At 71.6% G+C, this 12,530-nt stretch carries 11 protein-coding genes and 1 riboswitch; of the genes, 4 read left to right on the top strand and 7 right to left on the bottom strand.

What is annotated here, in order from left to right:
- Positions 1–85: 85 nt before the first annotated feature.
- The 3 genes from ligK to AY578_RS28940 are packed head-to-tail and all read left to right on the top strand — an operon-like array spanning position 86 to position 3,146.
- On the top strand, positions 86–769 hold the full coding sequence (ligK, locus tag AY578_RS28950) for a 4-carboxy-4-hydroxy-2-oxoadipate aldolase/oxaloacetate decarboxylase (protein WP_019522563.1): 684 nt from the start codon (positions 86–88) through the stop codon (positions 767–769).
- A gap of 14 nt (positions 770–783) precedes the next feature.
- Positions 784–1,707: an amidohydrolase family protein gene (locus AY578_RS28945; RefSeq protein ID WP_258906117.1), complete on the top strand. Its 924-nt coding sequence runs from the start codon at positions 784–786 to the stop codon at positions 1,705–1,707.
- Between the two features lie 50 nt (positions 1,708–1,757).
- Entirely contained in the window at positions 1,758–3,146 is a 1,389-nt protein-coding gene (locus tag AY578_RS28940; protein WP_019522561.1) for an MFS transporter, read from the top strand.
- Positions 3,147–3,210: 64 nt separating this feature from the next.
- On the opposite strand, the gene AY578_RS28935 is transcribed toward AY578_RS28940, so the two are convergent.
- The 3 genes from AY578_RS28935 to AY578_RS28925 form a co-directional block, all read right to left on the bottom strand.
- Positions 3,211–4,401, bottom strand: a complete 1,191-nt coding sequence (locus AY578_RS28935; RefSeq protein ID WP_019522560.1) for an MBL fold metallo-hydrolase — start codon at positions 4,399–4,401, stop codon at positions 3,211–3,213.
- A 491-nt stretch (positions 4,402–4,892) separates the two neighbouring features.
- Positions 4,893–5,678 carry an SGNH/GDSL hydrolase family protein gene (locus AY578_RS28930; RefSeq protein ID WP_019522559.1) on the bottom strand — a complete coding sequence of 262 codons (786 nt, stop codon included), beginning with the start codon at positions 5,676–5,678 and terminating at the stop codon, positions 4,893–4,895.
- A 250-nt stretch (positions 5,679–5,928) separates the two neighbouring features.
- The gene (locus AY578_RS28925) at positions 5,929–6,855 is read right to left on the bottom strand and encodes a M23 family metallopeptidase (RefSeq protein ID WP_258906114.1); all 927 of its coding nucleotides are present in this window, start codon (positions 6,853–6,855) and stop codon (positions 5,929–5,931) included.
- Positions 6,856–6,859: 4 nt separating this feature from the next.
- Positions 6,860–7,024: riboswitch (cyclic di-AMP (ydaO/yuaA leader) on the bottom strand.
- 520 nt (positions 7,025–7,544) lie between these two features.
- Between AY578_RS28925 and AY578_RS28920 the strand changes: the two genes are divergently transcribed.
- Positions 7,545–8,342 (top strand): tyrosine-protein phosphatase, encoded by a 798-nt coding sequence (locus tag AY578_RS28920; protein ID WP_019522557.1) that lies wholly within the window; start codon positions 7,545–7,547, stop codon positions 8,340–8,342.
- A gap of 31 nt (positions 8,343–8,373) precedes the next feature.
- Here the strand turns inward: AY578_RS28920 and AY578_RS28915 are convergent, their stop codons facing one another.
- The 4 genes from AY578_RS28915 to dxs all read right to left on the bottom strand — a co-directional run bounded on the left by AY578_RS28915 (position 8,374) and on the right by dxs (position 12,516).
- Positions 8,374–8,502 (bottom strand): DUF6126 family protein, encoded by a 129-nt coding sequence (locus AY578_RS28915; protein ID WP_019522556.1) that lies wholly within the window; start codon positions 8,500–8,502, stop codon positions 8,374–8,376.
- Positions 8,499–9,122: a helix-turn-helix domain-containing protein gene (locus AY578_RS28910; protein WP_028960938.1), complete on the bottom strand. Its 624-nt coding sequence runs from the start codon at positions 9,120–9,122 to the stop codon at positions 8,499–8,501. The genes AY578_RS28915 and AY578_RS28910 overlap by 4 nt, the downstream gene beginning before the upstream one ends.
- A 68-nt stretch (positions 9,123–9,190) precedes the next feature.
- Entirely contained in the window at positions 9,191–10,606 is a 1,416-nt protein-coding gene (locus AY578_RS28905) for an aspartate aminotransferase family protein (RefSeq protein WP_258906108.1), read from the bottom strand.
- On the bottom strand, positions 10,603–12,516 hold the full coding sequence (gene dxs / locus AY578_RS28900; RefSeq protein ID WP_215189130.1) for a 1-deoxy-D-xylulose-5-phosphate synthase: 1,914 nt from the start codon (positions 12,514–12,516) through the stop codon (positions 10,603–10,605). Before dxs ends, AY578_RS28905 begins: the two co-directional genes overlap by 4 nt.
- Between the last annotated feature and the right edge of the window lie 14 nt (positions 12,517–12,530).

The following is a 12,530-nucleotide window of genomic DNA, read 5'->3' as shown; positions in this document are numbered from 1 at the left end:
CCCCTCCCCCCCGACCGCCCCCCCCCCGCCGTCCCCGACCGTTCAGCGCGGGCCGAGAATGCCCGCAGAAGCAAGGAGCCGCGCCATGCACCACCTCGGAGTCGTCCACCGGAGCGTCGACCGCGCCGACCCGGCCGCGGTCGAGGCCCTGTCGCGGTTCGGGGTCGCGACCGTGCACGAGGCGATGGGCCGCCTCGGCCTGATGCGCCCCTACATACGGCCCGTGTACGAGGGCGCGAAGCTGTGCGGCACCGCCGTGACCGTGCTGCTGCAGCCCGGCGACAACTGGATGCTGCACGTCGCCGCCGAGCAGGTGCGCGAGGGCGACGTGGTGGTCGCCGGCTGCACCACCGAGAGCGAGGACGGCTTCTTCGGGGAGCTGCTCGCCACCTCGCTGCGCGCCCGCGGCGCCCTCGGCCTGGTCATCGACGGCGGCTGCCGTGACGTGGACGACCTGCGCCGGATGGACTTCCCCGTGTTCTCCCGGGCGGTCAACGCCAAGGGCACCGTCAAGGCCACCCTGGGTTCGGTGAACGTGCCCGTGGTCGTGGCGAACGCCCTGGTCAACCCGGGTGACGTGATCGTCGCCGACGCCGACGGCGTGGTGGTCGTCCCCGCCGCCCGGGCCGCCGAGGTCGCCGAGGCGTCCGCGCGGCGCGAGGCGGCGGAGGAGGGCAAGCGGGAGCGGTTCCGGGCCGGCGAGCTGGGCCTGGACATGTACGGCATGCGCGGCCCGCTGGCCGAGCTCGGCCTCACCTACGTCGACTGAATCCGAGGAGCACGATGACCGACCACGACACCGCGGTCACCCCGGGCTGGCTCGACTGGTACCGGGGACCGAGCAAGCCGGAGTTCGTCCTGCCGCCGGGAGCGGTGGACGCCCACTGCCACGTCTTCGGCCCCGCCGCCGCGTTCCCGTTCGCCCCGGAGCGCAAGTACACGCCGGTCGACGCCTCCAAGCACGACCTGTTCGCACTGCGCGACCACCTGGGCTTCGACCGCAACGTGATCGTGCAGGCGACCTGCCACGGCGCGGACAACAGCGCCCTGGTGGACGCCCTGCACGCGGCCGGCGGGCGCGCCCGCGGGGTGGCGACGGTACGGCCGGACGTCACCGACGCGGAGTTGCGCCGGCTGCACGACGCCGGGGTGCGCGGGGTGCGCTTCAACTTCGTCCGCCGCCTGGTGGACGCGGCGCCGCGTGAGGCGCTGGAGACCGTGGCCCGCCGGGTGGCGCCGCTGGGCTGGCACGTCGTCCTCTACTTCGAGGCGGCGGACCTGCCGGACCTGGAGCCGTTCTTCGCCTCCCTGCCGGTGCCGCTGGTCATCGACCACATGGGCCGCCCGGACGTCACCCGCAGCGCCGACGGACCCGAGTTCGCCCGGTTCCTGCGGTTCGTCGCGGCGAACGACGTGTGGGTGAAGGTCTCCTGCCCGGAACGGCTGACGGTCTCCGGACCGCCCGCGCTCGACGGGGAGCGGTACGCCTACCGGGACGTGGTGCCGTTCGCCCGCAAGGTCGTCGAGGAGTTCACCGACCGGGCGCTGTGGGGCACCGACTGGCCGCACCCGAACCTGAAGAACCACATGCCCGACGACGGGCTGCTCGTCGACCACATCCCGCACATCGCGACCACCGCCGAACAGCAGCGGGCGCTGCTGGTCGACAACCCCCTGCGTCTCTACTGGCCCGAAGAGTCCCGCTGACGTCACCCCCGGCCCGGTGAGACGGGCCCACCCTTTCCCAGGAGCGTGCAGTGCAGCACATCCGTACCACCAACGCGGCGAACCGGCTCGACCGGCTGCCGATCACGAAGTTCCACAAGCGGACCATCCTCGCGGTGGCCTTCGCCTACTTCTTCGAGTTCGCTGACATCAACACCTTCGCCATCACGGCGCCGGTGGTGCGCGAGCAGTGGGGCTCCGACGTGAACCACGTCGCGTACGTCACCTCGCTGTCCTTCGTGGGCATGTTCATCGGCGCCGTCGTGGCCGGCGGGATGGCCGACCGGCTGGGCCGCAAACGGACGCTGACCCTGACCACCCTGTGGTTCACGGTGTGGTCGTTCGCCTGCGTGTTCGCCTGGGACATCTGGTCCCTCGGCGTGTTCCGCGTGCTGACGTCGGCGGGCCTGTCCGCGATGACGGTCGTCGCCGTGGTCTACATCAGCGAGCTGTTCCCCAGCGCCAAGCGCGGCAAGTTCCAGGCGTACGCCATCGTCATCGGCATCTGCGGCACGCCCGTCACCAACCTGATCGCCTCCGCGGTGGTGCCGATGTCGGACTGGTCCTGGCGGCTGGTCTACCTCTGGGGGTCGCTGGGCGCGCTGTTCCTGTTCTTCGTGCGGCGGCTCGAGGAGTCCCCGCGGTGGCTGGAGTCGCGCGGCCGGCACGACGAGGCCGAGGCGGTGCTGACCCGCATCGAGGCCCAGGTGACGGCCGAGCACGGCCCGCTGCCCGAGCCACAGCAGCCGACGCCGGCGGGGCCCTCGGTCAAGCCGGGCCTGGGCATGCTGAAGGACAAGAAGTTCCTGTACCCGACGATCCTGCTGTCGGTCCTGTGGATCACCCAGACCATCGGCTTCTTCGGCTACTCCAGCTGGGCGCCGACCCTGCTGGCCGCGGAGGGCGTCAGCGTCGAGGACTCGATCTTCTACGTCGCCCTGACGACCGTGGGCGCGCCGCTCGGCTCGTTCCTCGCGGCGATGGTCACCGACCGCTTCGAGCGCAAGTGGTGCCTGGTGGTGTTCGGCCTCGTCATCGCCGCGTCCGGCCTGCTGTACGGCCTGACGTTCACGCCGGTGCTGATCGTGGTCTTCGGCTTCCTGGTCAACCTGTTCGAGCGCGGCTACACGGCCCTGGCGTACGCCTACGCCCCAGAGCTGTACGGCACCGAGGGCCGCTCCCTGGGCACGAGCATCGCCTACGGCCTGGGCCGGCTGTCCAACGCGGTGGGCCCGCTGATGATCGCCGGCGTCTACAACGGCATCGGCTACCAGGCGGTGTTCATGGTCATCGCCGGCACCTGGACGCTGGGCGCCCTGGTCCTGGCGCTCTTCGGCCCGGTGACCCGACGCCGTCGCCTGGCGGCGGAGGCAGCGGCGACGGCCGGGGCGGGGACGAAGTCGGTGACGGCGACGCCGTAAGCACGGCTGATCGCGCGCGGCGGGCGGACGGAGGGGTGCCTCCGGTCCGCCCGCCGCGCGCGTCTCAGCGGTCGCCCGCCAGGTCGAGGTCGTTGCTGGGGGTCTCCTCGCTCCGCGGCGGGGTGCCCGTCTTCCAGGTGCGCGGGACCGGGCGGGTGAGCGGGCGCCACCAGGGGTCGGTGGGCAGGTCGCCGCCTGGCTCGAAGGGGGCGCCCGGACGTGGGAAGGCGACCGCCTGGCCCACCGCCGCCGCGGCGTCCGTCATCCACTCCCCCGGCTCCGCCCACGGGTGCGGGGCGAGGTTGAAGGTGCCCCAGTGGATCGGCATCAGCACGCCGCCCGGATCGCCGCCCTGGAGGTCGAGGTGGGAGCGGACGCCTTCCTCGGGGGTCATGTGGATGTCCGGCCAGAACTCCGAGTAGGCGCCGACCTGGATCATCGTCGCGTCGAACGGGCCGTGGGCGGCGCCGATGTCGCGGAAGCCCTCGAAGTAGCCGGTGTCACCGCTGTGGTAGATCCGGTGCCGCTCGCCGGCGACCACCCAGGAGGCCCACAGGGTGTGCTGGGTGTTGCGCAGGCCCCGCCCGCAGAAGTGGCGGGCCGGGGTCGCGGTCAGGGTGAGGCCGCCGACCCGCGTCGACTCCTGCCAGTCCAGCTCGCGCAGGCGGTCCGCGGAGACGCCCCAGCGCTCCAGATGGGCGCCCACGCCGAGGGGCACGGCGAACACGGTGTCCGTGCCGGCCAGTTCCCTGATCGTCCGCATGTCCAGGTGGTCGTAGTGGTCGTGGGAGATCACCACGACGTCCACCGGGCCGAGCGCGGCCAGGGGCAGTGGCACGGGGTGGAGCCGCTTGGGGCCGGCGAAGGGGAACGGCGAGCAGCGCTCACCCCACACGGGGTCGAACAGCACCCGCTGTCCGTCGATCTCCGCGAGCACGCTGGAGTGGCCCATCCATGTCAGGCGCAGCCCGGTCGCCGGCGGGCGGTTCAGGTCGGCGAGGGTGGTGGGATGGACCGGGATCGTGCCCTGGGGGGCGCGGAGGGAGCGGGAGTCCTTGTCCAGGAACTGCCTGGCCATGTCCCGTCCCGACCCGGAGGGACGCATTCGGGTCTGCCCGCCCGGGTTCTGGAACACGCCGTTCGCGAAGTGCGGGGACCTGCGGATCCGGGCCAGGCGCTCACCGGCCGGCTCCGCGCCGAAGGCCGGCGGCCGCAGGGCGGTCAGCCCCGCCCGGGGGGCGGATGAAGCGGCCACGGTACCTCCAGATGAAATCGCTCGGAGTTTCCATTATGTGCGGCGGCTCCGCGGAAGGGGGCGGTTGTGGAAACGGCCCGCGCCCTCGACTGCCGCCAGGGGGGCTCCGCCCCCGAGCCCCCGATCGCGCAGTTCCCCGCGCCCCCAAGGGCGTGATCCGCCCCGCGCCCTCGAGACGCGCGAGCGCATCGCCCCATCAAGGGCGCGGGAGACTGCGCGACGAGCCACGAAGCGGCCCGCGGAGGCCTGAGGTGTCACGCTTCATGTGGGCCTCAAGACGCGCGACCACTACGCCCCATCAGGGGCGCGGGAAACTGCGCGACGAGCCACGAAGCGGCCCGCGGAGGCCTGAGGCGTCGAGCTTCACGTGGGCCTCAAGACGCGCGACCACTACGCCCCAAAAGGGGCGCGGGGAACCGCGCGACCAGCCACGCGCCCACCCGCACACGCCCCGCGGGCCCAGCCGCCCCGCGCTCCGAGCGGACCGCGCCTCACGCCACCTTCGCGATCCGCGACCGGATGTCCTCCGGGGACAGCGTCCCCTTCGCCGTGATGTGGTCGCCCGACGACTCCCCCCGCAGGCGCCGGCCGATCCACGGCACCAGATACTCCCGCGCCCAGTGGACGTCGTCCCGCCGGATCTCCAGCGTGCCGCGAGGCGGCAGCGGCGGCCACGGCTGCTCCGGGTCCGCGGGCACCTCCAGGCCGAGGGCGAGGCCCGCGCGCAGCGCGACGCGGGTGTGCCCCTCGGGCGAGAGGTGCAGCCGGTCGGCGTCCCACGCCCTGCGGTCCTGCACGCTCCGCAGCGACCACAGGTCGAGCACCGGGCAGCCGTACCGGTCGGCGACGGCCCGCACATGCCCGTTGTACGTCGCGATCTTGCCGCGCAGATGCTTGAGCAGCGGGACGCCCCGGGTGTCGAACCCGGTGGTCACCATGACCGTCCCGGCCGCCGCCGCGAGCCGGGCGACCGCCTTCTCGAAGCGCTCGGCGACCTCGTCCGGGTCGGTGCCCGGGCGCAGGATGTCGTTGCCGCCCGCGCAGAAGGAGACCAGGTCGGGGGCGAGTTCGACGGCCCGGGGGACCTGGTCGGCCACGATCTGGTCCAGCAGCTTGCCGCGCACCGCGAGATTGACGTACCGGAAGTCGCCCTCGGGCCTGCGGTCGGCGAGCAGAACGGCGAGGCGGTCGGCCCAGCCGACGAACGCCCCGTCGGGGCCGGGGTCGCCGACGCCCTCGGTGAAGCTGTCCCCCACCGCCACGTACGACCCGATCACTGTTGCCTTGTCACTCTTCGAATCGTCTGCCACAGCCGGACATGATTCACCTTCGGATGTGACCTACGCGACCGTAGGCGGGGGTTGACGCGCGGTGAGATAAGCCACTTCAAGGTTTGGCCAAGCCAGGAATAGGTACGCCGCGGCGCGGACACGTGCCCTGGACACGGACCGGACACACCTGAGGCCGGGCCCCGTGGATCGGGGACCGGCCTCAGGCGTGCGTGTCAGGAAGGGTGCCGCTCGGGGGTCAGATGGAGACGCCCTTGCCGCGCAGGTACGCGATCGGGTCCACGTCCGAGCCGTAGTTCGGGGTGGTGCGGATCTCGAAGTGCAGGTGCGGGCCGGTCACGTTGCCGGTCGCACCGGAGAGACCGACCTGCTGGCCGGCGGTCACCGTCTGGCCCGCGGAGACGGACAGCGACGACAGGTGGGCGTACTGGGCGTAGTGGCCGTCGTTCAGCTGGATGACGACCTGGTTGCCGTACGCGCCGCCCCAGCCGGCGGAGACGACGGTGCCGGCGCCGACGGCCTTCAGGGGGGTGCCGGTCGGGACGACGAAGTCGGCACCGGTGTGGTAGCCGCTGGACCACATGTTGCCGGCCACCTTGTAGGCGGTGCCGACGCTGCCGCCGGACACCGGGGCGGTGAAGCCGGAGGCGGGGGCGGTCTGGGCGGGCGCCTCGTCGGAGGAGGACTTCTCGGCGGCCTTCTCCGCGGGCTGCTCGGCCGGCTTCTCGGCCTTGGGCGCGGCGGGCTTGGCGGCCTGCGGCGAAGTGGACTGCTTCGGCGTGCTCTTGGCGGCGGCCTTGCCGTCGATCGAGAGCTTCAGACCGGGGTGGATGAGCGACGGGTCGTCACCGACGGCCTCGCGGTTGTCCGCGTAGAGCTGCTTCCAGCCACCGTCGACGTGCTCGGCCTCGGCGATCTTGGCGAGGTAGTCGCCGGCCTTCACGGTGTACGTGCGGGTCTCGCCGTTCTTGTCGGCCTTGGCCTGCTGGCCGGTGACGGACAGCGACTGGACCGAGGCCTCGGGGGCGGACTGCGGCGTCGCGGCGTGGGCGCCGGTGGCGCCGAGGAACGGCAGGGCGAGAGCGGCGCCACCGGTTCCGGCGACGGCGATGGTGCGGGTGAAACGCTGAGCCTTGGTGCGGCGGTGCTTACCCTTCGCGGGCATGTCGAATTCCTCTCCGGCGCCTACGAGGTGAGCTGTCGGGTGCGGACTGGAGATGTCCGGCCGCGTTGCTGCGCGGCTTAACCCCAAGCCTGTTTCCGGGGTCCGGAACAGGCAGTTGTACCTGTGGGTCCCCCGCTCCTGCCGTACGTCGGGTCAGTGTGTGCGGGCTCCGGGCGGCGGCAGGATTAGGCGTCCGTCCGGATCGGTTGGGAACGTAAGCGACCGCGACGCGGCGAAACAAGCGCGGGTTCCCGCGAACCCGCTTTTTCCGTGATCGAAAGGGGGAAATGACGTCACCGTGCGTCGATCCCGTGAACGACGCGCGGGTGAATTCCCTTGTCATGAAAGGGGATTACGTGAACATGGCGACAGCACACGGTCACCGATATGACGATGCTCACGCGCCCCTTCCTCAATTCCCTTTCTATCGGGACACGTTCACCTCAAATACCCCAATCGGACAGACCGCCTCATCTATGACCAATACGGGCGGGACACCCGACGCAATCGCGACATCTCGATCATGGCGAGACCGGCCCGTAATCCGCATCTCAGGAACAAACAAAAAACGACACAACCCAACAGCACCAGGGTGTCCGACAACTCATTGCCCCAGGCAGGCATGTCGTATCGTCGAGTGGTGCCCGTCGACGAGCCGCGGCGACGGCGCGGAGTGGGAGGAGCCGTCCGTGACGCAGGAGATCCCGTCGACCGAGCCCCAGCTGACCGGGGTGCGCAACTTCCGCGACGTGGGCGGGCTGCCCACGATGGACGGCCGGCGGGTGCGGCACGGGGTGCTGTTCCGCAGCGGTCACCTCGCCCACGCCACCGCGGAGGACGCCGCCTTCCTGGCCTCGCTCGGCCTGCACACGGTGTTCGACTTCCGCAACGCGGCCGACCAGAAGCTGGAGGGTCCCGACGTCGCCCTGCCGGGCGTGCGCAACGTCAACCTGCCGCTGAGCGACCCGGCCGACGGCGCGGAGTTCTGGAAGATGGTGCGCGACGGCGACCTGGACCAGCTGCGCGCGATCCTCGCCGACGGCCAGGGCGCCGACCGGATGATCACCTCGTACCGGATGATCATCAAGGAGCGCACCTCCGAGCACTCGCAGGTGCTGCGCGCGCTCGCCGAGGACAGCGTCCCCGCGCTGATGCACTGTGCGGCCGGGAAGGACCGCGCGGGCCTGTCGGTGGCGGTGACGCTGCTCGCCGTGGGTGTGGAGCGGGACGCGATCGTCGAGGACTACCTGAAGTCCAACGCCAAGCACCGCCGCTACAAGGTACGGCGCAGCGGCAGCTCCGCCGAGGCCTACTCCCCCGAGGTCATGGAGCTGCTCAGCCCGCTCTTCGACGCGCGCGAGGAGTATCTGTCGGCCGCCTTCGAGACGGTCGAGGAGACCTGGGGCGGCGTGGACGCCTACCTGGAGCAGGGGCTGGGGCTCACCCCGGCCCACCGGGAGCGGCTGCGCGAGCGCCTGCTCGACTGACACCCGCCCCCGTACGCCGCCCTCGCGGCCGCTACTTCTTCGGCGCGATCTCGAAGAGGAAGTAGATGAAGGCCGCGAAGAGGTGCCCGACCACGATGTAGACGAACAGCCGGATCCACAGGGCCCGGGGGAACTTCTCCTCCATGTCCTTGCCGCTCACAGGGTCTCTCCAGGGGTAGGGCCCAGGCACAGGGTGGCCGTGGGACTTTGCAACAGGGTGTGCACGAACAGCAGCTCGACCCCGTCGGGGTCCTGCGCGGTGATGCGGTGCGGGGTGAGCGAGTCGAAGTGGGCGCTGTCGCCCGGGGACAGCCGGTGCAGGGTGTCCCCGAGGCGCAGCCGCAGCCGTCCCCTGAGGACGTACAGCCACTCCTCGCCGGGGTGGGCACGCACGATGTCTCCCTGGGAGCCGTGCGGCACATGGACCCGCAGCGCCTGCATGCCGCGTCCGGCGGCTCCGGCCTGCCAGTACGTCCAGCCGCCGGCCGCCGTGGGTTCCATGTCGGCGGCACGCACCACGGCGTCCCGGTCCACGGCCGACTCCCCGAGCAGCTCGGAGACGGTCGTACCGTAGATACGGGCGAGGGACAGCAGCATCGGCAGCGAGGGCTGGCGCTGTCCGGTCTCCAGACGGGAGAGATGGGCGGGCGACAGGCCCGCCTGCCGGGCGGCGGCCTCCAGCGTCAGGGAGGCCTGCCGGCGCAGGGCGCGCAGCTGAGGAGCGACCGCGGGCAGGGCCTCGACAGGCTCGTCCCGCGGATCGGTCTCTGAGGAGCTCATGCCTCCATTGAGCACCAGGTCTTACCTCTGGGGCAATTTTCTTACCCCAGAGGCAAAACCGTGCGCGGTCAGCGGTTGGCGACCGCCTGCTTCACCAGGGTCCTGCCGAAGTCCCAGATCAGCCCGCCTTCGTGGGCGTCGTCCATCACCGCGGTGAAGGCGTCCACGAACCGGTTCACGTCCCCCTCGTCGACGATCAGCGGAGGGATCAGTTTGATCACCTCCAGATGGTCACCGGAGACCTGCGTGAGGATGCGGTGCCGCTGGAGCAGCGGGACCACCACCATCTGCGCGAACAGCCCCTTGCGGGCCGCCTGGAGCATGGCCCAGCGTGAGCGCAGCTTCAGCGAGCGGGGCCGGCCGAATTCGATGCCGATCATCAGGCCCCGGCCGCGGACGTCGGCGAGCAGTTCGTAGCGGTCGGTGAGGGCGGCCAGTCGGGTGCGCAGCAGGTCCCCGACGGCCCGCACGTGCGCCTCGATCTGCTCGTCCTCCATGACGGACAGGACCGCGAGGCCCGCCGCCATGGCCTGGGCGTTGGAGCCGAAGCTGGCGGAGTGCACCAGCACCCGGTCCATCGAGGAGAAGACCTTCTTGAAGATCCAGTCCTTGCCGATCGTGGCGCCCACGGGCACGTACCCGCCGGACAGGGCCTTGGCCACGCACACCAGGTCCGGCTCCACGCCCTCCTCGTGCTGGTAGGCGTAGAAGTCGCCGGTGCGGCCCAGCCCGGTCTGCACCTCGTCGGCGATCAGCAGTGCCTTGTGCCGGTGCAGCAGGTCCTGCGCTGCCCGCAGATAGCCGGGCGGGGCCTCGTGCACGCCCTTGCCCTGGATCGGCTCCACGATCAGCGCGGCCACGTCGCCCTTGCGCAGCTCCCGCTCCAGCGCGTCGAGGTCCCCGAGGGGCACGGCCGTGTCGGGCAGCAGCGGGGCGAATCCGTCCCGGAAGCCGGACTCGCCGTTGACGGACAGGGCGCCGGTGGTCAGCCCGTGGAAGGCGTGCTCGCAGTAGAGCACCCTGGGCCGGCCGGTGGCGTAGCGGGCGAACTTCAGGGCGCCCTCCACGGCCTCCGTGCCGCTGTTGCCGAAGAACACCCGGTCCAGGTGCGGGCTGTGGACGAGGAGCCGTTCGGCGAGCAGGCCCGGCAGCGGCTGGCAGTCGAAACGGGTGAGGTCGGCGAGGGACAGGTCAAGGACGTCGTGCAGCACCTTGCGGACCACGGGGTGGTGGCGGCCGAGCCCCATCACCCCGAACCCGGCGAGCATGTCCAGGTAGTCGTTGCCGTCGGCGTCCCAGAAGTGGGCGCCCTCGGCGTGCTCGTAGACCTTGTCGAAGCCGATGGTGTGCAGCATGCGCGGGAGCTGCGGATTGAGGTACCGGTTGTGCAGCTCGTAGCGCTCGGCCCCGCGCTCGGCCAGCAGCGCGCCGACGTCGAACTTCCCGGCCTGTGACGACTCCGACGCGGACTCCGCGGTGGTCATGCCTGGTGCTCCTGTGCGTCCGGTGACTGTGTCGCGAGGTCCTCCCCGAGGGCGAGGCTCGCACTGATCCGCCCGGCGACGTCGACGGGCGTGAGACCGATGTCGGCGAGGACCTCGCCGCGCTTGGCGTGCGCGAGGAACTGCTCCGGGATGCCGAACCGCCGTACCGGCACGTCGACCTCGGCGTCGCCCAGCGCCAGCGCCACCGCCGAACCGACCCCGGCGGCGCGGCTGTTGTCCTCCACGACGGCCACCAGCCGGTGCTGCGCGGCCAGCGGCGGGAGGGCGGGGTCGACGGGTTTGACCCAGCGGGGGTCGACGACGGTGCAGGTGATGCCGCGCGCCTCGAGCAGGTCCGCGGCCTGGAGGCAGACGGACGCCATCACCCCGACGGCCACGAGCAGCACCTCGGGGTCGTCCGCGCGGTGCAGCACGTCCATGCCACCGACCCGGTCCACCGCCGGGATCGCCGGGCCGACGGACTCCTTCGGGAAGCGCAGCAGGGTCGGCGCGTCGTCCACGGCGACGGCCTCGCGGAGCTGGGCGCGCAGCTGGTCGGCGTCGCGGGGCGCGGCGATGCGCAGGCCGGGCACGACCTGGAGCACCGACATGTCCCACATGCCGTTGTGGGAGGGGCCGTCGGTGCCGGTGACGCCGGCCCGGTCCAGGACGAACGTGACGCCGCAGCGGTGCAGGGCGACGTCCATGAGGAGCTGGTCGAAGGCGCGGTTGAGGAAGGTGGCGTAGACGGCGACGACCGGGTGCAGTCCGCCGGTGGCGAGGCCGGCGGCGGACACCGCGGCGTGCTGCTCGGCGATGCCGACGTCCCACACGCGGTCCGGGAAGCGCTCGGCGAACGGGCCGAGGCCGACCGGGTGGAGCATGGCGGCGGTGATGGCCACCACGTCCTCGCGCTCCTCGCCGATCCTGACGATCTCCTGGCCGAAGACGGAGGTCCAGGACGGCCCGCCGGAAGGGGCGAGAGGCGCGCAGGTGAGCGGGTCCATCACGCCGACGGTGTGGAAGTGGTCCTCCTCGTGCGCGAGGGCGGGTTCGTAGCCGCGGCCCTTCTCGGTGATGCAGTGCACGATGACCGGGCCGTTGAACCGCTTGGCGCGGCGCAGCGCGGACTCCACGGCCCGGATGTCGTGACCGTCGATCGGGCCGACGTACTTCAGTCCCAGGTCCTCGAAGAGTCCCTGCGGGGCGAAGGCGTCCTTGAAGCCCTTCTTCGCGCCGTGCAACGCCTCGTAGACGGGCGGGCCGACCACGGGGGTGCGCTGGAGGACGTCCTTGCCCCAGGCCAGGACGCGTTCGTAGCCGTCGGTGGTGCGCAGGGCGGCGAGGTGGTTGGCGAGGCCGCCGATCGTGGGGGCGTAGGAGCGTTCGTTGTCGTTGACGACGACGATGAGCGGACGGTCCTTGGCGGCGGCGATGTTGTTGAGCGCCTCCCACGCCATGCCGCCGGTGAGCGCGCCGTCGCCGACGACGGCGACCACGTGCCCCTTCTCGCCGCGCACCCGGCGGGCCTTGGCGAGCCCGTCGGCCCAGCCGAGCGCGGTGGAGGCGTGGCTGTTCTCGATGACGTCGTGCTCGGACTCCTCGCGGGAGGGGTAGCCGGAGAGGCCGCCCTTGCCGCGCAGCTTGGAGAAGTCCTGACGGCCGGTCAGCAGCTTGTGCACATAGCTCTGGTGTCCGGTGTCCCACAGGATGCGGTCGACCGGCGACTCGAAGACCCGGTGCAGGGCGACGGTCAGCTCCACCACCCCGAGGTTGGGTCCGAGGTGGCCGCCGGTCCTGGCGACCGCGTGCACCAGGAACTCCCTGATCTCGTCGGACAGTTCACCGAGTTCCGCCTCGGTCAGCGCCTTCAGGTCACGTGGTTGCCGAATGCTCTCCAGAATCGTCACGCTCGGGCCCCCTT

Source organism: Streptomyces thermocarboxydus (assembly GCF_024760485.1).
Taxonomy (GTDB): domain Bacteria; phylum Actinomycetota; class Actinomycetes; order Streptomycetales; family Streptomycetaceae; genus Streptomyces; species Streptomyces cellulosae.
The sequence above is the reverse complement of the archived record's forward strand: the minus strand, read 5'-3'. Positions and strand labels throughout refer to the sequence as shown.

Excerpts from the sequence above, each read along its gene's own strand:
- ligK (WP_019522563.1), top strand. The coding sequence starts at position 86 with ATGCACCACCTCGGAGTCGTCCACCGGAGCGTCGACCGCGCCGACCCG.
- AY578_RS28945 (WP_258906117.1), top strand. The coding sequence starts at position 784 with ATGACCGACCACGACACCGCGGTCACCCCGGGCTGGCTCGACTGGTAC.
- AY578_RS28925 (WP_258906114.1), bottom strand. The coding sequence starts at position 6,855 with ATGCCCGCGAAGGGTAAGCACCGCCGCACCAAGGCTCAGCGTTTCACC.
- AY578_RS28910 (WP_028960938.1), bottom strand. The coding sequence starts at position 9,122 with ATGAGCTCCTCAGAGACCGATCCGCGGGACGAGCCTGTCGAGGCCCTG.
- AY578_RS28905 (WP_258906108.1), bottom strand. The coding sequence starts at position 10,606 with ATGACCACCGCGGAGTCCGCGTCGGAGTCGTCACAGGCCGGGAAGTTC.